This window comes from Streptomyces sp. NPDC088116 (genome assembly GCF_044741745.1).
GTDB lineage: Bacteria > Actinomycetota > Actinomycetes > Streptomycetales > Streptomycetaceae > Streptomyces.
The window spans coordinates 264,672-285,013 of sequence record NZ_JBIUTF010000007.1; the positions used below are offsets into that span (position 1 = coordinate 264,672).

Below are 20,342 nucleotides of genomic sequence, written 5' to 3' on the forward strand. Positions count from 1 at the left end.
CGTCAGCGCGTTGCCCGGAAGGATACGGACACCGCGGCCATGTCCGCAATCAAACAACGCGCAGCGACTGTCGCGTGCTTGCCCCCAGAAGCCGTGAATCAGCAGGTCCATCCGAATGTCGGATCGCAAGGCCGGAAGGGCACGAGTACGCCGCCCGGTGGCACGGCGGTCACATGGTCAAGAACGGACAAGGGGGTGAGAAGGGGTGAGAGCCAGACAGCTTCTTGACACTCACCCGGCGAGGGGCGACGAGCCCCTGCGGCGAGCACTCGAAGACGCCGCCATGGGCCGCTGGGAAGGCCCGCGCGACCTGCTGACCTCAACCGGGCCGGACTGGGATCGCCGGATCTTCCGTCTCCAGGTCCTCGCCGAAGCCGGAGCCCGGCTCAGGTGCGCCGACACCTGGGCGAAAGCCGAACCCCGCTCCCCGCACGCCCTCGCACTGCTCGCGAACGTACAGGCACTGCGCGCCATGATCGCCGGACGTGACAGCGGCCGGACGCTGATGGAGGACGCCTGGGCTACGTGCCGCGCCGCGCTGAACGTGTGGCCGCAGGACGTCGCTCCTCTGGTCGTCATGCTCGCGCTGCTGCGCACGCACGCCCCCGACCGGAACACGCTCGGCCGCGTGTGGGAGGAGATCAAGCAGCGCGACCCCTGGAACCGGGAGGCGCACCACGAGGTGGTCACCTACCTGCTCTCCGGGCACCACGGTGCGCAGGGCGAGGCGGCCTGGTGGGCTGAAGAACAGGTATCCATTGCCCCCAGAGGGCTGCCCCTCGCGGTCCTGCCCCTCGTTGTCCTCGCGGAAGCACACCGGTCCCGTCAAGAACAGGACCGTAAGGCGTATGGCCTGACGATCCACCCGTGGCTCGAGTGTCCGCAGATCGACGGCGTCCTGGAGCGCTGGTGGCGCTACCGCGCACCGCACCCGCACGCCTGCTTCGCCGACGACGCCAACTACCTCGCCCACGCGCTGTCGTTCGCGAACCGCCACAGCGAGGCCCTGGAGGTCTTCGACGCGATCGGCCTCTACGCCACGCGGGTCCCCTGGTCCTACTGCGGCCAGGCCCACGAACTGTTCCTGCGGCACCGCGCCTGGGCCTACAGCCCGCCGCGGCGCCGACACCGCTGACTAGCCGGCACCACTGAGTGCCCGGCACCACCCCTCTCACGTGCGAAGGACGGCACCCCTATGCCTCTTGACGTCTCCCGCGTCTCCGACGAGGAACGCCTCAAGCAACTCGGCTACCAGCAGACGCTCTCCCGCTCCATGTCCGGCCGCGCCAACTTCGGCGTCAGTTTCACGATCATCTCGATCCTGTCCGGCTGCATGACCCTCTACGGCTACGGCATGAACACCGGCGGGCCCGCGGTGATCATGTGGGGCTGGCTGTTCGTCGGCCTGATGACGCTGTTCGTGGGCCTGTCGATGGCTGAGGTCTGCTCCTCGTACCCCACCAGCGCGGGCCTGTACTTCTGGGCGCACCGAATGGCCCCCCAGCGCACGGCGGCTGCCTGGGCGTGGTTCACCGGCTGGTTCAACACGCTCGGGCAGATAGCGGTCACCGCGGGCATCGACTTCGGTGCCGCGAACTTCCTCAACGCCCTTCTCGAACTCCAATTCGGCTTTGCCGTCACGCCCGGTCACACGATCACGCTGTTCGGGATCATCCTCGTCCTGCACGGCGTCCTGAACACCTTCGGCGTGCATATCGTCGCCTTCCTCAACGAGGTGTCCATCTGGTGGCACATCCTCGGCGTCGTCGTCATCTGCGGCGCCCTGGTCCTGGTCCCGGATCACCACCAGTCGACGCGCTTCGTGTTCGGCGAGTTCGTCAACAACACCGGCTTCTCGTCCAGCGTCTACGTGGTGCTGATCGGGCTGCTGATGGCGCAGTACACCTTCACCGGCTACGACGCCTCGGCCCACATGACGGAAGAGACCATCGACGCCTCCACCGCCGGCCCCCAGGGCATTGTCCGCTCGATCCTTGTCTCCCTCGTAGCCGGGTTCGTCCTCCTCTTCGGATTCACGTACGCCATCCAGTCCTACGAGGGAGCCCTCGAATCGGGCACGGGCGTGCCCCCGGCGCAGATCCTCATGGACACCCTCGGCGTGGCGGCCGGCAAGTGGCTGCTGCTCGTGATCATCGTTGCTCAGCTCTTCTGCGGGATGGCGTCCGTGACCGCCAACTCCCGCATGATCTACGCGTTCTCCCGTGACGGCGCTCTGCCCTTCTCGACGACGTGGCACAAGCTCAACCCCGCCACGCGTACCCCTACCAACGCCGTCTGGCTCGCCACGGGCGGCGCCTTCGCCCTCGGCCTGCCCTACCTGTGGAACAGCACCGCCTACGCGGCCGTCACCTCTATCGCGACCATCGGCCTCTACATCGCGTACGTGATTCCCACGTTCCTCCGGCTGCGCCAGGGGGAGCGGTTCGAGCGCGGCCCCTGGCACCTCGGCTCCTGGTCCACCATCGTCGGCACGATCGCCGTCATGTGGGTCTTGGTGATCACGGTGCTGTTCATGTTGCCGCAGAGCGCACCGGTCACGGCGAAGACCTTCAACTACGCCCCGATCGCGGTCGGCGTCGTGGTCGCGTCCTGCGGCATCTGGTGGCTCACCTCGGCCCGCAAGTGGTTCCTCAACCCCGCCCACCCCCGTAACTCCAGGCCGGGCCGCGAACCTGTCCACGGGCAGAAAGCCGCTCGCCCATAAGGCGCGACGCCGTCGAGGTCCCGACGAGGCACGGCTGAGGGCCCGCGGCCCCAGCCGTGCACGCGGCACTGAGCACGGCTCACGCCCAAGTCGTCCGCGCGGTCATGATCACCGTCGCCGTGCTGGTGACGCCTGCGGGAGCGGGGCCGTCGATGCCGTGGGGACTGGAGGCGTATGGCGCTGCGCGGTGCTGCGGGCTTGTGCCGCGCGAGCTCGGGCGCTGGGTGCCGGCCTCTCGGCGAGGCGGTTGACGCGCCAAGCGAGGGTTCGTGCGGGGGACCGGGCATCGTCCATGGCCCGTTGGTCGGCGGCTTGTCGCAGGAGCCGCGCGGGGTCGTGGCCCGCTGCCTCGGCCTCGGTGAGGGCGGCCGTGAGGCTGTCCCAGGCGGTGTCGTCGAGGATCTGTTCCGCGCGTGTGGGCACGGCCTGGTGTAGGTGGCGGATGTACCGGGCCACCGCCTGCTGTGGTGACTTGCGACTGGCGAGAGCGGCCAGGGGTGCGGTGGCGGTCCGGTCGTACGCGGCCTGAAGGTGCAGCAGGGTCTGCCGGGCTGCGACGACCTGCTGTTCATGGCGGCGTGCGTCGTGCCAGCGGGCGGCAGCGATGACGACGAGGAGGGCCGCGTCGAGGAACATCGCCAGGGCACCCCCGTCCTTGGGCGCGGGTTCGCGGAGCACGGCCCGTACAGCGCCGCGCAGGGCACGGGCATGCTGGTGATCGGCCCGAATCCGGGAGCGGCTGGCCCGCTCGAACTCGGTTGCCGCCTGGAGGAGCTGGGGCCTGAGATCAGCGGGCGCTATGAGGGGGAGGGCGTTGAGAGCTTCGCCGAAGGCTGCGAGGTGGGCCTGCGCGGCTTCGGCGTCGGCCTGGTCGAGGTGGTGGGGGATGCGTTCAGCAGCTGCGGTGGCCTGGTGCCAGGGGTCGGGCTTGCGCTGCCGCTGTTCCTGGGTCACGGGAACGGCTTCGGTGGCGGCCAGCCGTTCTTGGATCTTGGGGAGGGACAGGTCGGGGGCGAGCTTGGAGCCGGAGAACCAGACGGGCTGGCCAGCCGTGTTGATGTCGCCTTCGAGGGCGACTTTGTAGCCGCGTACGTCGCCGGAGGGGAAATGCTGTACTTCGGCGAGCACGCCCTCGGTGGCGGAGAGGATGCCGAGGAACTCCTCGGTGCTGGCCGCGGCTGCGACCGAGGTGCGGACGGTGGTCCGCAGGCGTTCTCGGGCCGTGTGCCGCTTCCCCGCGCGGTGGGCTTTCTCCTGTTCGGCGCGGGTGGGGCGTTGGGCGGCGGTGCGGTCGCCGCGTGCGACTTGGCGCAGTCCGTATTCCTTTTCGATGACGGCGAGTTCGCGGTCGGCGGTGAGGTAGTCGTTCCAGTGGCGGGCGGTGCGGAGGTCGCCTCGTACTTTGGTGGCGGCGATGTGGATGTGGTCGGGGGCGTGGCGTACGGCGATCCAGCGGCAGCTGTCGGGGTCGCCGTCGGGTGCGATGCCGGTGGCGGCCACAACACGTTGGGCGATGTGCGCCCATTCGTCGTCGTTCAGGGTGCGGTCCTCGGGTGCGGCGCGGACCGAGCAGTGCCACACGTGCTGTTCCGGGGCGCGGTCGCCGGCCTGCTTCACCCGTAGGTCCAGGGCGTTGGCGAGGCGCTGCTTGGCCGCCTTGAAGTTGTTGGTGCGGCCGGGGTCGGGTGCGAAGCCGTCCCAGGAGGCGACCAGGTGTGGGTCGGTGTGTTCGTTGGCCCGCCCTGGGCCGTAGAGGTAGCTGATCAGTTTGGCGGTGTTCTTGCCGCTGGTGATTTTGGCGATCATTCAGCGGCCTTCTTCGTGGACGCCGCGTGGTTCGAGGTGACATCGATGGCGGTGACGGTGGCGCCGACGGCATTCAGGGTTCGTTCCGCCTGGGTGAGGATGAGGGCGTCCTCGGGGTGTGGATGGCCGCCGGAGTTGAGGACGCGGGCGATCTGGTTGACATTGCTGCCGATCTTCGCGACCTGGGTGCGCAGGGCGTTGAGTTCGTCGATGAGGTCATCGACGGGTGTGCGCTGGCCGGGCAGGGCGAGGTCTCCGTTGACGTGGGCCATGACGACGGCGCCGACGTAGTGGGCGGCGGCGATGTTCAGCGACCGGGCCATGGCGAGGATGCCGGTCTTCTCGTCGAGGCTGTAGCGCACATCGACGCGCTCTTTGCGCTGGCTCTCCATACGGTCGCGGCGGCGGGCGACGCGGTGCAGCGCGGCTTCGTCGGCGGCACGCGGGAACTGCGGCTCCGCGACGACGAGCTGCTCCTCCTCGGGCACCCCCTGGTGCCCGAGCCCCTCTGCCACCCCCGGGGCGGAGGCTTCCCCGTTGGACCGGCCGTTGGACGGTCCAACGGGATACCTTGCTCCGCCTGTGGTTGGGGTGGTGGTCATCTGCTGCTGCGTGGACGGCAGTTCGTGGTCGGGGTCATGCATGGGGGCTCCTGCGAGTGGTGGCGGGCTGTGGGGTTCAGCCGGTGCTTGGGGTGGTCTCGTCGAGTTCTGCTTGCAGCAGGTTCTTGACCTCGTCCAGACGACTTCGGGAGATGCCGAATCCCTTGTCCCGGATGGCCTTCTCGATGTTGCGGCGTGAGACGCGGCCGGCCCGGCCGGGGAGGGCTGTGCGACCGATGTCGATGGCCTGCTCCAGGGAAATGCTCGGCTGGTTGCCCCCAGGCTTACCGGGCTGGTGTGCGGTCTCCGCCACTTGCTTCGTGGCCCGTTCCGCCGCGTCGTCGGCCTTGGCGGCGGGCGCCAGTGCCGGAGGGCTGACCTTGTGTCCCTCAGCGAGGTTGTGGCGGTCGTTGGTGTTGTGGCCGTCGTTGTTGTGGCGGCTGGGGCCGGTCGGGCGTCGGGCGACGAGGAGGTAGAAGTGGACGGCTCCGGCGAGGGCGAGTGGGGCGATGGCGGAGATGACGCCGACGGTGATGTCGTCGAGGGTGAGGCCGGTGTGGCGGGCTTGCTGGTTGAGGCGGACGGCGTGCAGGACGTTGGCCCAGATGCTGGTGGCGGTGGCGATGCCGACCAGCGCCGATACGTAGAGGCGGGCGGAGAGCGGCGCGGTCCGCAGGATGAGCAGGGCGCCGATCCCGATGGCGATGAACCCGTCGATGACGAGTGGGAAGGCGTAGGTCAGTGCCCGTTGGATGTGGCTGGCGGCGGCCATCTGGCGCAGGGCGTCGTAGGAGAGCGCGAAGGCGGCCACGGCCAGCACAGCCACACCCGTGCGGATCGCGGCGGCCAGTGGTGCCGGGGCGGTGGACGGGGCTGTGGCGGTGGTGGGCGAAGGCAAGGGGGGAGTGCTCCAGGGATGCGGGTGGCTGATGCGGCCGTGGGGGGTGGGGAAGACTCGTCGCGTCTCGTCGCGTGCCTGGTCAGCGCAGGTACGGGTGCGGCGGTGATGTCGAGTCGACTCGTCACCGGTCTGCGACTCGTCCCCGCGTTGACCTGCGCGGGGACGAGTCGTGACGAGTCGTGACGAGTCGTGCCGGGTCAGGTGCCGGTTGTGGATTGCGGCACTGGCTCGGGGCAGTAGCGTGCCCAGGAGTCGGTGAACTGCAGGCGGGCGAAGCCCTTGGCCTGGGCGTTGCCGTGGAAGCGGCGGGTGGCCGAGCTGATGCCGTACTCCCTGAGGAGGAGTTGCAGGCCGCGAGGGGTGAGGCCGTTGGCGGTGTACTGCGGCCAGGGTGTCTCGTCGTCCTGGTTGAGGATGTCGAGGAGACGGCTGGTGCGGAGTGCCGGTGGGTTGCCTTCGGTGGTGAAGGCGCGGCGGATGTCGGCCAGGAGGCGGATGCCCAGGCTGCTGCTGTCCTGGTCCTGTTCGGCCTCGTGTTTCGTCATGGCCCGGCAGGCGGTGCGGGCGAGGTGGGGCCACGGTCCGCCGGCGAGGTCGGCGACGGAGACCAGCGGCTGCCAGGTGTCGGCCGCGCGGTCCTCGACCGGCATGGTCGGCGTCAGCTCCATCGCGTCGGTGTGGAGCGGGGCCAGCCATGCGACGAACCGGTCGCGTAGCGCGTGGAGGGCCGGGGTGTCACGGTAGGTGCGGAATTCCTCGACCTTCTCGCCCGGCCTGCGTCGGCGCATCCGGATGACGACCGACCGGTCCATGATCGTGTCGGGAAGGTCGCCGATGCCCGCGAGGGCTGCCATGGCGAAGGTGGGGAACTTCGCGACCTCGTGGTTGGGTCCGGAGACTCGGAGGGTGGGGCGGTTGCGCTGGTGTCCCGCGTTGAGCAGGCCGCGCATCTCTTCGTTCTTCTCCGCGACCTTCGCGGATCCGAAGAGGGTGTCGGCCTCGTCGACCAGCAGGGTGGGCGGGGTGTCGGTGATCGACCGGAACACCGCGGCGGCCGAGGCGTTGACCGTGATCAGCGGATCGTGGACGCTCTCGGTGATCACGTCCAGCAGCCGCGACTTGCCACACCTTTTCGCCGGTCCGACCACGGCCAGCCGCGGAGCGTGCTGCCACGCCGTCTGCAGATGCGTCGCCGCGACCCACAGGGTCACCGCCGTGAAGGCTTCCTCGTCGGGCAGCACGACGTACCGGCGGATCTGCTCCCGCAGCTCCGTCAGAACCCGCTCACCCTCGGAGGCTGAGGAGTTGTCGGTGCTGTCCAAGGACGGTCCAGGATCGGACGGCTGACCGGGTATGGCGACCGGCGACCAGGAAGGCTTGTCGGGGGTGGAATGGGGATCGGCTCCGGTGTGTTCCACAGGGCAGCTCCTCGTCTGGCGGTGGCGGGCTTGCGTGCCCTTGCCGCCGGGTTGGTTCATCACGGGACGTTTCGGGGTTGCTGGGGCCTCCGGCGTTGCGTCGCCGGGGGCCCGTTCCCGTCTCGCGGGCGTCAGACCATCGCGAGGGAACACGGACCGTACGTCCACACCCGCCGACAGTCCAGCGGTTCTGTGTCAGCTCAACGCAGAAATGCCTGCTACGCTGCCGCCCTTTCACGCCGCCAGCCCGAGCAGATCCAGCAGATCTGCGGTCACGACCCGGTAGGCGTTGCCGAGCCGCAGGACCTTGCACGGGTACGCGCCCCGCTTCGCCAGCTCATATCCCTTGCTCCGGCCAAGCCCCAGGGCCCGGTTGCTGGTTTCCAGGTCAACGGCCACCGGAAGGGCCAGAAGATCCTCCCGACTCATCCCCTTCGCGGGGCCTCCTGCGGTGTTTTCACGCATACGGCATCCCTTTCGGTGCAGCCCTCGGCGAACGTGGCCATCACGTCCGGCTCCAGGCATCTACCAACCAGAATCCTCAAGCTAATGTGCCTCTATGACACAACGCGGTTTGGGTGATGAAGAGGACGACTTCCCCGAGTGGGAGGACCGGGTCAAGGCCAACGTCGCCGGTGAAGTCCGGCGGAGAAGGAAGGAGATGGGATGGAGCGCACAGGATCTGGCCGACCAGTGCGAACAGCTCGGGCACCCCATCCCGCGCAACGTGATCGCCAACATGGAGTCCGGACGCCGGGCCAGCCTCCCGCTGGTGGACGTTCTGGTCCTGGCCGCCGCCCTGGAGACGTACCCGGCCTGCCTGATCTTCCCGGTCGGCTATGTCGACCAGACCCAGGAACTCCCGTTCCAGGACCTCGTACCCACCTGGGACGCCCTGCGCCGCTTCACTGGAGAACAGGAAGTACCCGGGTACGACGCCGGCCTGGTCCCCGACTTCGAGGCTCACGTCAGCCTCGTACGCACCGCCCTGGCCGCACTCGAAGAAGAAGAGCAAGCACGGTTCGCGGCCAAGACAGCAACCAGCCGAGCCCAGAAGGAAGAAGCAGAGCGCAAGCGGACCGCCTACGCCGACCGGGCCATCTCCGCCAAGTACAACCTCCGCTATCTCCGCAGGGACCTCCGCGACGACGGAGCTACGCCGCCTGACCTGCCACCCGCACTTGGCGACGTCGATCTACCCGAATCCGATACGGACGCCAACACCACCACGGAGGAAAGCTTTTGAAGGGCTCCACACACCGCCGCTGCTACTGCCGCGACCTCAAGTCCGGCAAGCCGCTCGGCAAGAAGTGCCCCAAGCTCGCCAGCCGCAAGCACGGCTCCTACTCCGTGCGCCAGGAACTCCCGCCCCGCGCCGACGGCACTCGCCGCTCCTTCAGCCGCGCCGGCTACGACAGCCTCAAGGTCGCCCAGGCCGATCTCGACCACATACGCGCGCTTCTCGGCCTCGCCGACGCCGACGACTCCGAAGGTCTGGATCAGATTGCCGAGTTGCTGGAGAAGGTGGCGGACGAGAAGGCCCCGCTGCCGGACATCGAGTCGACCGCCGACGGCTGAGCCACGGCTTGGACCTCACCAGCCGCATCACGGTCGGGGAATGGCTGGATACCTGGCTCGCGGGCAAGAGGGGGCGGCAGAGCGCGATCAGCCGCGACGAGAGCAACATCCGGGTGCACCTCAAGCCGCGCATCGGGCACCTGCGGCTGGACCGCCTTCGAGTCGCCCAACTGTCGGAGGCATTCGAGGCCATAGCCGAGGCCAACGTCGAAATCGCCGAGGGAAACGCCGCGCGACGCAAGGCGGTCCAGGATCTCGCGCAGATCCCTTGGAAGGGGCACGAGCCCCGTGCCCGTCGGAAGGCGATGAAGGCCGCCATCACCGAGATGGAGCCCTATCGGCGCATCGTCGGTCCGGCGACGCGCCAGCGCGTCCGCTCCACGCTGCGGGCCGCGCTGAACGCGGCGATCGCACAGCAGCTGATCACCTTCAACCCCGCCGCCCATGTTGAGTTGGAGGCGGGTAATCGCCCCAAGGCACTTGTGTGGACCGAGGAGCGCATCCTCCACTGGAAGCGCACCGGCGAGAAGCCTTCGCCAGTGATGGTCTGGACGCCGGAGCACACCGGCCGTTTCCTCGACCATGTCGCGGAGGACCGCCTGTACGCGCTGTTCCACTTGGTCGCATTCCGTGGGCTGCGGCGCGGCGAGGCATGCGGTCAGAGGTGGACCGACACCCGTCTGGACGCCGGGCTCATCACGGTCGCCAAGCAGCTCGTGGTGAACGGCTGGGAGGTATACGAGGACGACCCCAAGACCGATGCCGGCGCACGCACCATCGCCCTGGACTCCGACACGGCCCAAGCCCTGAAGCGGCATCGCGCCCAACAGGACAAGGACCGCGAAGAATGGGGGAGCGCTTGGGTGGAGACCGGACGTGTCTTCACCCGCGAGAACGGAGAACTGCTCCACCCCGCCAACGTCACCCGTCGATTCATCGAGCTGTGCGAGGAAATAGACCTCCCGCCGATTCGCCTTCACGACCTCCGTCACGGTGCCGCCACCCTGGCTCACGCGGCCGGTGCCGGCCTCAAGGACATCCAGGAGATGCTCGGCCACTCCTCGATCACCATCACGTCGGATACGTACACCAGCCTGCTCCCCGAGGCCGATCGGGCGATCGCCGAGGCTGCGGCTCGGCTCGTACCACGAGCACATGCCGCCCCCGAAGCCTAGATCCTCGGTTCGGCGAGGCGAGAGGTGCTATGCCGAATGGTGCTGATGCGCTGGTAGACACTCGGGGGACCGGCGTCCGCTCACGCAGGCCCGAATGAGGAGTGCGGGAATGGTTAGGCTTGCCGGGAGATCCCTTCGATATAGGACTCGCGTACTCGCGACGGGCTCCCGTTCCTTTGTGTGCTGAATCCGTTCTGCTATGCGGCCGAATCGTCTGGCGAGGCCCATTCATACGGCACTGGGGCTGCGCCGGTGGGAAGGCTACGGGACAGTACTGCACTTAGGATTGCGCCGCACTCCGCTTCAGCCTGTGCGGTTGCTGGCGGAATGAATCCCAACGCCCGGTAGAGTCGCACACGGTGAATTGCGAAGAGACTGGCCACGTGACGGCAGTATGCGTCGACGCCAGCCCGAATTGAGCGGTGCGCGCCCCAGACGAGCAGTATGCATGTCGCCACCCATAGCAGCCGTGGTAGCACCCCCGGTATCACCACCGCCCAGAGAGCGGCGCCCGCCGCGCACACAAGCCCTTGCACCCGGGCAAAGACGCGGGTCGCGGCGGCGGTGAGTTCGCCTCGTACGGGCGCTTCTAGGGCCTTTACGAACGGGTCCCAGCAGACGGCGAGGTCGAGTCCGTATGTGCGGCGTGCTTCGGCCGACATCGAAACGAGGGCATTGCCCACAGACGTAGGGAGCAGGTGGTGGGAGTCGGTCATCCGTGGGTAGCGCGCATACGCGGCCCGCCTTCGAGTGGCGCGCCACCCGTTCTGACTGTGCCAGGCATCAAGGTTTTCGCCGTTTAGGCCGACGGGTGGCGCCTGACGCCAGGTGGCGAGGTCACTGCGGCGGGCGCGGTGCCGGGCTATGCGGTGCCGGGTATACGCGAGAGCGATCTTTGAAGTACCCCAACGGCCGGCGAGTATCTCGAGTGCGAACCCTGCCGACGCCGACAGCGCCCACGCCGACATCACGATGACCGCGGTCGCCGCCGCAGCCCAAAGGATTGGCCCCAACGGCCTCTGCGCAGCGATCGTGCACAGCACGTCGGTGTGGCGGTCAGGCAGGCGACATAGGTCCTTGCCTGAACCCCGCCGCCACACCACGGCCAATGCACCCGCCAGCCAGAACAGAAGCAGGGGGCCACCCATGACCGCACTCCACCGCTTCGCGATGGGTTCGAGGAGTCCTTTGACCAGGCCGCCCAACTCTGCCCCTAAGCCAGAATGAACGCGTTGTCGGGGTGGCTCGGGCAGCAGTCGGCGTCGAACGGGGAGTCCATGTCGCCGTCGGCCTGCTGGGTGCAGTCGTCCAACGGACACTTCCATACGATGGCGGATGGATCTGGCCCGGGGAGGCTTGCGAAGATCGGCAGACGAAGCCCCGGGCTACCGGGCGCCGAGTCCGCGTTGGAGCCCTCACTTTCTGGGAGGCTGGCGACAGCGGAGGAGACGACCGAGCCCTGAGCGGCCGATGCGTTTCCGAGACCCTGATGGACGAATGCGGCCCAGGACGAAGGGTCTCCAGCCAGGGCCTTGGCTTTGGTCTTCTTCCCTCGTGCTCGGGCCCGGGCCTCCCGCAGAGCACGCAGTTGCGCCGTGCGCAGTGCCTCGGCGGGAGGCAGCCCCTCCAGATTGAGTAGCGTGTGAAAGTCCCGCATCAGAGCAGCGGTCGTGGCGTCGTCCACCGCCCACAACGACCCCACTACGGCCGCCGCGCCTGCCGCCCCGAATGCTGTGGCCAGACTCAAGGCGCTGTCATAGTGCGCTCCCGGTACGGCCGTGGCACAGGCGGACAGCACGACTAGCGGTGCTAGTCCCGGCCTTTGGCTATCCCATCGGAGCCGGTCGAGAACCGTGGCGACGCTGAGCCGTTGCTCGTTCGCCAGCACCAGGTGCGACTCGTTGGCGAGTGCCAGACTGCGCGCATGGCAGGCGAAATGGGCCACCGGGTATGCGGGTGAAAGATCGTCGAACGTGTCACTCAGTGCGGACAGCACTGCTCGCGGAGTAGCGGGCACCGAGCCGGGCTCGCCGGATCCGCTGAACCGTCGGCCCTTGGAGTAATACCAGCGGTAAACGTCCTCGCCCTCCTGGCGGGCATGCGGTAGGTCCCGGGTTGGGTCGACGACAACCACGCCACTTCCCGTGAGTGGCAGGAGGGCGCGGAAGGCGTACCAGGACAGAGCTTGTGCTGACGGCGCGTAGGTGAAAGCCATCGACTCGATCGCGAAGCTGTGTCCCCACCCGCCGGGTTCCTTCACACGGTGCCGAGCCGCGTGCCAGGGTACGAGGCCCAGGGGCCCGGCCGGAATAACGGCGACGCGCGGTATACCTTCGATCCCTACGGCGGCGAGATATTCGTGCAGTGCCCCGATCGCGGCCTTCCAGGCCCAGTCGCAGACATTGCGCATAGCCGTCCGCCGGGAGGGATCGTCTGGCGAGTTCCCGGTGCCCTGAACACGTAGCTGTCTGTCGTGCGCTGTCGTGAAATGAACCAACTCAGGTGCGTGCAGTCGAAGGAGGGGGAGCCGCAGGGAGGCGATGCGCCCGTCCCAGAGGGTGATGAGAGCCCAGCCACAGTGCCGTCCGGCGAAGAGATGCACCACGGCATCGATGCCCAGCGAACCACACCACTCCGCGATGTCATGCGCCGTGGGTGCGGGGGTGACGTCACGAAGGGCAGCACGTACAGACTCCCGCATGCTCTCTGGTAGGGGAAGGAGACCGCGCCCGGAGACGGCCTCGGGTAGGGCATGGCGTGGGGCGTTGGCCAGCTGGCCGACTTCCGGGGCATCGATCGCGACCCGGGTTTCCATACCCTGCTCCCGTAGGGAGGAAAGCGCCCGCAGGGCGATCCGGTCACCGATCACGTCTGCTCCTGCGGCCGCTGCCGCCAGCACAGCCCGACCCGACTCCGTGACTTCGAGGGCGGCGTGGATCTCACCGGCCTCCAGACACCAACGAGCAAGAACGTCGGCCTTGGCCGTAACCAACCGGGCCTGCACGACTGGCCCGGCGTCGGGGTGTTCCATCACCACATCGACGACACGATGGTGAAGCTCGTCCCGGATCGCTTCGAGGTCGCCGCGGAGGTCGTCCGTCGCTCGTGGTCGATGAGGCCGCCTGCCTTCCGTGGCCCGCTCCTCCAGGACAGTGTGAGCTTGCCGCCACGCGTGGGCGTCAAGGTGACTGTCGTAGTCGTCCTCAGCCCGTCGATGGGAACGCTCGCGGCGCTCCCTGTCCAGTGACACGGCTCGCTCCAGAAGGCTCGCAGCCCGTGCTTTGACCCTCTCCCGAGGGCCGGGATTAACGAGCACCTCCGTGAGAGTCACAGCTGCGGTTTCAAGGGTGCCGATATCCGGGGGGTCGCCCCCTTCGTGGCCCAATACGGGGGACGTCCGTACCTCATAGAGTGTCAGTAGTGCGTGTCCGTACTCGACGGTCTGCAGTGCTAGCTGTTCGGCTGGCTGGTCGGGCCACTCCAGGCAGTGCTTAAGCAGATCGGCTGCGCCCCTTGCGTCGTCTGGCGCACGCAGCACGTCTGCGCGGGCGAGCAGGCACTGAGCGAGCTGGAAGGCTGCCGGAAGGTGTGCACCTTCTGGCCCTACAACAGTTTGAACCGCTGCGACGGCGGTCAGGACTGCGCTGTCCAGAGCACGCAGGTCGCTGGCGCGTAGATATTCGGCGTAGTGTGCAGCGGCGAGTAGGGCGTCTGAGTGGGCATGGCTCAGGAGGCCGCGAGCGGTACGCAAGTCCGTGGCGGCGCCGGTGAGTTCATAGCGCCGCAGCAATGCCTCACCGAGCTTGTTACGCCACTTCTTACGGTCTGGGCTCAACTCCGGTAGGGCTGGGGACTTCAGGCCGAGGGTGAGGACGGTGACCAGCCGCTCTAGGGAGGTGGAGTCGCCCTGCTGTTCGAAGATGAGTCGCAGAGCTGTGGCGAGAGCGCCTGTCCACTCCGTCCATTCGACCGGGCCGCGTTCCTCGGAACCTGCCCGGTCCAAGGCGTTGTCCAGGGCATGCGCGGCTCTGCCAAGCAGGTCCGGCTCGGCTGAGCGCTCATACATGGTGAGGCAGCTGTAGCCGAAACTGGCGTACACCGCAGATGAGGAGGTGCCACGGGCATCGCGTGGATCGAGCGATGCGTGTGCTTGCAAGAGTCCGAGATGGGTCTCGAACGCTTTTTCCAGATAGGAAACTTCATGCGAGATGGCGTAGTAATACCGCTGTACAGCCCCCACGGCTCGCAACCACCCGTTCAGCGCGCCCTGTTCGATGGCCAGCGAGTTCAGGTCTTTGGTCTTCCATAGTGCGTCGGCGGCAGCTTTCAGATCTTCGCTGTCACCGTCGGCATCGTGCCGCATTCGTAGCGCAACCCCGAGCACACCCGTCCACATTAGGGACAAGTCTCGATCGTCGACGCTCCGTGCCAGCCGCGCCGCCGCCCTGGCATTGTTCACGGCATGTTCGAGGTCCGAGGGTCGTTTGAGGGCCTCGTAGCGCAGCAGCAGGGCTTGAGCCAGATCGCCGCGCGTGAAGCTCTGTCCCCGAGGATGCCCGTCGTCGGCTCTGGCGACGGCAGTCTGCAACCCGTCGACCGCTTGGTTCAGTGCGTCAGCGGCTCGGGTGCGGACGCACTGGAGGAGGCGAGCGCGGTCATTAGGGGAGAGCTGAATGTGCTCGGTGGGCGGGGTGTTTCCGACCTCTTCCACGTGCGCGTCGAGTGTGTCGCGTAGCTGGCAGGTGTAGACCAGCAGGGCGAAACCGGGGGCTTCGCTTTCATAGCCGCGGGCGGTTTCCAGGCTGGGCCGGAGTGCCCGGTAGGCGGTTCGGCTCTCGCTGGCCTGTACGCGAAGTAGGCCGCGCAGCTCGTCAAACCGGGTCGCATCCGGTTCGGAGCGGTCCTGGAGCTTTGTATTTTGGGGCCGGACATACCCGACCGCGTCGGAGAGGTGACCCAGCCGCTGCCGCAGGGCGGCCGGAAGGTTGGAGCCGAGGGCGCCAGCTGCACCGAGCGCCGCGAGGGCGTCGGGGAGAGCGCCCTCGGGCGCCGTGCTCTCGTATGAGTCGAGGGCCCGTTCTCCGATCAGTTCCGCACGTGTGCGGACGGGCAGTTCTCGCTCGCTGTCCAGAAGCCACCGTGCCGTGAGCTCTTCCACGACGGCGACGAAATGTTCACGCCCCACTTGCGCCACTGCTGCCCCTCCCCGTACCGCTCCGGCAACGAGAGAAGACTAGTCGAGCTGGAGCAACCTCGCTGCGGATCGCCGGGGGTTAGTGGGCTGCCGGCAGCACTCGTCCGATACGACGGTGGAGTCTGTGCCGACTGATGCTGATCAGGCGGGAGAAATATCGGAGCCTGGCGGCCCGTCCGCTCACGCACCGCTCACGCAAACGGCCCCGGACGAGCAGTCCGAGGCCGAATAGAGCCCCTCCCTGAGGGGTAAACCCCAGGTCAGAGCGGTAACGCATTGTGCCCCCGGCAGGATTCGAACCTGCGACACCCGCTTTAGGAGAGCGGTGCTCTATCCCCTGAGCTACGAAGGCGGACGAAGGCGCAGCAAGGGCTGCGACACCGCAGACAGTGTAGCGGGTAGGGATCAGGGCACGGCTCGCTGGGCGGTTGACCGGATCCGGTCGTCGTTCTGTGCGGGCCTGGAGCGCGGGCTGTGGCAGCTCTGCGGTGGGAGCTGCCACAGCCTGGCAGCCAGTGCCGCGTGGTCAGGGCTTGCGGTGGCGGAGCGCGCGGGTGGTGGAGTTGTTCACTCAGGCGTATCCGATGTAAATGAGGAGAGCGGCGTCGGCGACGCAGGATGACGCCGCTCGCGCCCGCGGCGCCCGGCTCGGCCGCCCGCCGGCGATGACGGAGGAGCAGGTACGTCACGCCCGCGACCTGTTCTGATCATCACCGTTTGCGGCTGGTGGCAGCATTCTTACCGGCACCCCGGCACCCCGGCACCCCGGCACCCCGGCACCCCGGCACCCCGGCACCCCGGCACCCCGGCACCCCGGCACCCCGGCTCCGCGAGATCCGACGGGATGCGGGTCTGAGCGCCAAGCTGGATCTTGCCGGGCTCGCGTGCCCTGGCACCGCGCCTCGCCGCGTTGTCGTCACTCCACGACTCCCCCACTGCCTCAAGGGCGTGGGAGGTGCCCCCGCCGCGTCGCCTCACTCCTCCGCCTTGCGATCCACGGCACCAGACCCCGCTCCCTGATCCGGCCTGATCCAAACGAAAGACCCTGGGCGTGAGCCGGGATGAGCGTCCTATCCGACACCGTGAAGGAACGAGGTCACCACGAGGTCGGCAGCCGGACCTGGCTCGATGTCGACGAACACGTGGGCCATGTTGTCGACCAAGCTGCCCAGCAGTGCCATCGCCCATCCGGGGGGCAGGTCCCGCCGGATCAACCGCTCGTCGGCCGCTCGCCGGAGAAACGCCTCCAGCCGCCCGCGCTGCGCCTCGGCTCGCTGTTCGGCCTCGGGATCCTCCTTCATCATCCGCCGGATATCCAGCGGCCAGCGCCGACTGACCGGGATGATCGACTCGACGTATCCGTGCAGTGCGATCGCGACGGGAGCTTCCGTCAGGCGTGCCGCGTCCAGGACCGCCTCGGAGGCGTCGAGCTTCGCCGTGTAGACGGCGGACAGAAGCGCTTCCCTGCTCGCGAACCGGCGATAGACCGTGCGCCGGTCGACTCCGGCCGCCGCGGCGATCGCGGCCATGGTCGTCGCCGGGTCACGCGCGAGCAGCCGTGCCCCCGTCAGCAGGGCCGCGTCCAGATTGCGGGCCGCGTCGGCTCTCATGTCAGCGAGCACCTTCCGTTGTTCCGGCATGCCTCGGACGTGCTGTCCGAGGCATCTACGGAGAAGGCCGTCGGTCGCCCGCGCGTCCTCTGTGGCGTCACACTAGCATTGCGCTTGTTGCATCAAGTGTCACATCGACGTAGCGTTTATGGCGTGAGGAAGACATGGTTCATCGCTGGCGCCGCCGGAGGTCTCGGACGGCACCTGGTCGGCACCGCCTTGGTGGCCGGGCATGACGTCCTGGCCGCCGACATCGATACCGACGGACTCTCCGGGCTGACCGCGGCCGCGCTCACCGGCGGCTCCACATCCACCGGCCGCCTGGTCACCACGGAGCTAGACCTGACCGACCGCCGCACCGTCGACCGGGCGGTGCGGCAAGCCGTCACCGCCTTCGGCGGGCTCGACGTGGTGATCAACAGTGCCGGGTACCGCGGTGTCGGATCGGCCGAGGACATGCGCGACGAGGAGTGGCGCCGCACGATCGAGACCAACCTGTACGGCACCATCCACCTGGTCCGCGCCGCATTGCCGGTTCTTCGTCCGCGCCGCTCCGGACACCTCGTACAGATCTCCACGATCGGGGGCCGACGGGCGCAGCCGGGGCTGGCCGCGTACCAGACAGCGGCCTGGGCGGTCGGCGGGTTCTTCGAGATCCTCGCCCGCGAACTCGCTCCGATCGGGATTCACGCGACCGTGCTGGAGCCGGGAGGTGTCCGGACGGCACGGGCGGAGAGGGCGCTGCCGACCGAGGGCTGGCAGGAGGAGTACGAGCCGACCGTCGGGCGCTTCGCCCGGACCTACCAGCGCAACCCGGATGTGCGGCGCGGTGACCCGGCGAAGATCGCCGAAGCCGTCCTGCGCCTGACTGCCGCGCCCAACCCGCCGGCCCGGCTGCTGCTCGGCTCGGACGCGGTGTGGCTGGCACCGCGGATCGCGGCGGCACGAGCGGCCGAGGACGCCACCTGGCACGACCTGAGTCTGTCCACGGACCACGACGGGCTGCCCGACTTCGCGGGCACGGAGGTCGCCCGCATGGTCTGCCCCGACCAGCCATGACCGGCCACAGCCCCCGTATACACACAGCCGGCCACAGCCCCCGTATACACACAAGGACAGGACACCATCATGATCGTGCGCGACAGGCTCTACATCGGCGGTCTGTGGACCGAACCGAGCGACACGACCCTGCTCGACATCCGTTCCCCTCACGACCGGTCGCTCGTCGGCCGGTCCGTGCAGACCCTGCCGGCCGACGTCGACCGCGCGGTCGCGGCGGCACGGACAGCCTTCGACGAAGGACCGTGGCGGCAGACGACCCCCGAGCAACGCCAGGATCTCGTCGTGCGCCTCAACGACCTGCGCGAGGCGCGCGCCGAGGAGATCGCGAGGCTGATCACCAGTGAGCGCGGCAATCCGCTGTGGTTCAACAGGGCGGGCCAGGGCGGACTGACCCGGCAGGCGCTCGGCTACCTCAAGGGTGCCCGCGAGTTCGGCTGGGAGGAGACGCTCGGCTCTTCCGTCCCCGACGCCGCCTTCCGCAGCGTCGTACGCCGCGAGGCAATCGGAGTCGTGGCCGCCGTCATTCCATGGAACTCGCCGTTCTCCGCGGCGCTGGCGAAGATGATCCCGGCACTGCTCGCGGGCAACACCGTGGTCCTGAAGGCCTCGCCGGAGAACTCCCTGAGCATGCTGCTGCTGGCCGACCTCTTCGGCGAACTGGGGCTGCCCGAGGGCGTGGTCAGCATTCTCCCGGCCGGCCGGGAGACCAGCGAGTACCTGGTCGCGCATCCCGGCGTCGACAAGGTGGCCTTCACCGGTTCGACCGGCGCGGGCCGCTCCATCGCGGCCGTCGCGGGCCGGCAGCTCAAGCGGGTCGGCCTGGAGCTGGGCGGCAAGTCCGCGGCGGTCATCCTGCCCGACGCGGACCTGAACGAGGCCGTGCCCGCGCTTCGGTTCTCCTCGCTGGCGAACAACGGCGAGGCGTGCGTCGCGCAGACCCGGGTGCTGGCGCCGCGGAGCCGGTACGAAGAAGTGGTGACCGCCCTCAAGGACCTGCTCGACGGGCTGAAAGTCGGCGATCCGTCCGAGGAGGACACCTTCATCGGTCCGCTGGTCCGCGCCGATCAGCAGGAGCGCGTGCGGTCCTACATCCGGCTCGGCATCGAGGAGGGCGCCCGGCTGGTTACCGGAGGGCCCGAGTCGCCGGCCGGGCTGGAGCGGGGCAACTACGTCAAGCCGACCCTGTTCGCCGATGTCGACAACAGCATGCGGATCGCGCGCGAGGAGATCTTCGGCCCCGTCCTGGTGGTGATCCCGTTCGAGGACGAGGCCGACGCCGTGCGCATCGCCAACGACTCCGAGTACGGCCTCAGCGGCGGCGTGTGGACGGCCGACGTGGAGCACGGCCTGGAGTTCGCCCGCCGGATCCGGACCGGCACTTTCACCGTCAACGGCGCGCCCATCGGCTTCGACGGCCCGTTCGGCGGCTACAAGACGAGCGGCACCGGGCGCGAGTACGGAGCCGTCGGCCTGGCCGAGTACGTCGAGCACAAGACGATCACGGTCCCGGCCTGACGACCCCCGCGGCCAGTACGGAAGGAAGCTCATGACGCCAGCGAAAGCTGCCCCGCGGCAGGCTCCGGCTCAGCCGCGTGCACGCCTCGCCCTGGGCCATTCGGACATCGGCGTCTTCCCCATCGGTCTCGGGTGCATGGGAATGTCGCAGTACTACGGCACCGCTGATCCGGACGAATCCGTCGCGACCATTCACGCGGCCATCGACGCCGGCATCGACTTTCTCGACACCTCCGACATCTACGGCGCCGCGGGCGCGGCCACCGGACAGGCCTCGGCAGGGTTCGGGCACAACGAGGAGCTGATCGGCCGGGCCGTCAGCGGGCGCCGCCACGAGGTGGTGATCGCGACCAAGTTCGGTACCCGCCCCGCGCCCGCCAGGGCGTCGAATTCGACGGGCGCCCGGAATACGTCGTGCAGGCATGCGAGGCGAGCCTGCGGAGGCTGGGGACGGATCACATCGATCTCTACTGCCAGCACCGGCCGGACCCCGCGGTGCCGATCGAGGAGACCGTCGGCGCGATGGCGACCAGCGCGGGCACACCGCGGGCCAGGTCGCACTGGCCTGGCTGCTCGCCCAGCCGTACGCCGTCGCCCCGATTCCGGGCACCAAGCGTGCTGTCTACGCACGCGAGAACGCCGCGGCGTCGTCAGTGCCGCTGAGCGCTGATGACATCGCCGTCCTGAACGAGATGTTCGCCCCGGACCGGGTCCGCGGTGAGCAATACGGGCACCTCGACATCCGTACCCGCTGAC

General features: G+C 68.4%; 13 protein-coding genes, 1 tRNA gene and 3 pseudogenes. 9 read left to right on the plus strand and 8 right to left on the minus strand.

What is annotated here, in order from left to right; all coding sequences use genetic code 11:
* Window positions 1–205 precede the first annotated feature (205 nt).
* On the plus strand, window positions 206–1,135 hold the full coding sequence (locus ACIOJD_RS27395) for a hypothetical protein (RefSeq protein ID WP_401918367.1): 930 nt from the start codon (window positions 206–208) through the stop codon (window positions 1,133–1,135).
* A 60-nt stretch (window positions 1,136–1,195) separates the two neighbouring features.
* Window positions 1,196–2,725, plus strand: a complete 1,530-nt coding sequence (locus tag ACIOJD_RS27400) for an amino acid permease (protein WP_401918368.1) — start codon at window positions 1,196–1,198, stop codon at window positions 2,723–2,725.
* Between the two features lie 108 nt (window positions 2,726–2,833).
* On the opposite strand, the gene ACIOJD_RS27405 is transcribed toward ACIOJD_RS27400, so the two are convergent.
* The 5 genes from ACIOJD_RS27405 to ACIOJD_RS27425 all read right to left on the minus strand — a co-directional run bounded on the left by ACIOJD_RS27405 (window position 2,834) and on the right by ACIOJD_RS27425 (window position 7,917).
* Window positions 2,834–4,531, minus strand: a complete 1,698-nt coding sequence (locus ACIOJD_RS27405; RefSeq protein WP_401918369.1) for a relaxase/mobilization nuclease domain-containing protein — start codon at window positions 4,529–4,531, stop codon at window positions 2,834–2,836.
* Window positions 4,528–5,175 (minus strand): plasmid mobilization relaxosome protein MobC, encoded by a 648-nt coding sequence (gene mobC / locus ACIOJD_RS27410; RefSeq protein WP_401918371.1) that lies wholly within the window; start codon window positions 5,173–5,175, stop codon window positions 4,528–4,530. The genes ACIOJD_RS27405 and mobC overlap by 4 nt, the downstream gene beginning before the upstream one ends.
* 34 nt (window positions 5,176–5,209) lie before the next feature.
* The gene (locus tag ACIOJD_RS27415) at window positions 5,210–6,031 is read right to left on the minus strand and encodes a DUF2637 domain-containing protein (protein ID WP_401918373.1); all 822 of its coding nucleotides are present in this window, start codon (window positions 6,029–6,031) and stop codon (window positions 5,210–5,212) included.
* 200 nt (window positions 6,032–6,231) lie between these two features.
* On the minus strand, window positions 6,232–7,452 hold the full coding sequence (locus ACIOJD_RS27420) for a DUF3631 domain-containing protein (protein ID WP_401918375.1): 1,221 nt from the start codon (window positions 7,450–7,452) through the stop codon (window positions 6,232–6,234).
* A gap of 234 nt (window positions 7,453–7,686) precedes the next feature.
* On the minus strand, window positions 7,687–7,917 hold the full coding sequence (locus tag ACIOJD_RS27425) for a hypothetical protein (RefSeq protein WP_401918377.1): 231 nt from the start codon (window positions 7,915–7,917) through the stop codon (window positions 7,687–7,689).
* Between the two features lie 94 nt (window positions 7,918–8,011).
* Between ACIOJD_RS27425 and ACIOJD_RS27430 the strand changes: the two genes are divergently transcribed.
* The gene (locus ACIOJD_RS27430) at window positions 8,012–8,698 is read left to right on the plus strand and encodes a transcriptional regulator (RefSeq protein ID WP_401918379.1); all 687 of its coding nucleotides are present in this window, start codon (window positions 8,012–8,014) and stop codon (window positions 8,696–8,698) included.
* Window positions 8,695–10,205, plus strand: a pseudogene (gene xerC / locus ACIOJD_RS27435) (tyrosine recombinase XerC). The gene ACIOJD_RS27430 and the pseudogene xerC overlap by 4 nt, the downstream one beginning before the upstream one ends.
* A 1,213-nt stretch (window positions 10,206–11,418) precedes the next feature.
* On the opposite strand, the gene ACIOJD_RS27440 reads toward xerC, so the two are convergent.
* The 3 genes from ACIOJD_RS27440 to ACIOJD_RS27450 form a co-directional block, all read right to left on the minus strand.
* On the minus strand, window positions 11,419–15,399 hold the full coding sequence (locus tag ACIOJD_RS27440) for a CHAT domain-containing protein (protein WP_401918380.1): 3,981 nt from the start codon (window positions 15,397–15,399) through the stop codon (window positions 11,419–11,421).
* A 279-nt stretch (window positions 15,400–15,678) separates the two neighbouring features.
* Window positions 15,679–15,751 (minus strand) — tRNA-Arg (locus tag ACIOJD_RS27445).
* 718 nt (window positions 15,752–16,469) lie between these two features.
* On the minus strand, window positions 16,470–17,009 hold the full coding sequence (locus tag ACIOJD_RS27450) for a TetR/AcrR family transcriptional regulator (RefSeq protein ID WP_401918382.1): 540 nt from the start codon (window positions 17,007–17,009) through the stop codon (window positions 16,470–16,472).
* Between the two features lie 153 nt (window positions 17,010–17,162).
* Here ACIOJD_RS27450 and ACIOJD_RS27455 point away from each other — a divergent pair, with 153 nt between their 5' ends.
* The 5 genes and pseudogenes from ACIOJD_RS27455 to ACIOJD_RS27475 all read left to right on the plus strand — a co-directional run bounded on the left by ACIOJD_RS27455 (window position 17,163) and on the right by ACIOJD_RS27475 (window position 20,341).
* The gene (locus ACIOJD_RS27455; protein ID WP_401918383.1) at window positions 17,163–18,068 is read left to right on the plus strand and encodes an SDR family NAD(P)-dependent oxidoreductase; all 906 of its coding nucleotides are present in this window, start codon (window positions 17,163–17,165) and stop codon (window positions 18,066–18,068) included.
* A 69-nt stretch (window positions 18,069–18,137) separates the two neighbouring features.
* Window positions 18,138–19,586: an aldehyde dehydrogenase gene (locus ACIOJD_RS27460; RefSeq protein WP_401918385.1), complete on the plus strand. Its 1,449-nt coding sequence runs from the start codon at window positions 18,138–18,140 to the stop codon at window positions 19,584–19,586.
* A 142-nt stretch (window positions 19,587–19,728) separates the two neighbouring features.
* Window positions 19,729–19,896: pseudogene (locus ACIOJD_RS27465) on the plus strand (aldo/keto reductase); the annotation flags it as partial.
* A 104-nt stretch (window positions 19,897–20,000) separates the two neighbouring features.
* Window positions 20,001–20,054 (plus strand): annotated as a pseudogene (locus ACIOJD_RS27470) (hypothetical protein); the annotation flags it as partial.
* A 101-nt stretch (window positions 20,055–20,155) separates the two neighbouring features.
* Complete coding sequence (locus tag ACIOJD_RS27475; protein ID WP_401918851.1) at window positions 20,156–20,341, plus strand: hypothetical protein; 186 nt, start codon at window positions 20,156–20,158, stop codon at window positions 20,339–20,341.
* Window position 20,342: the final 1 nt, after the last annotated feature.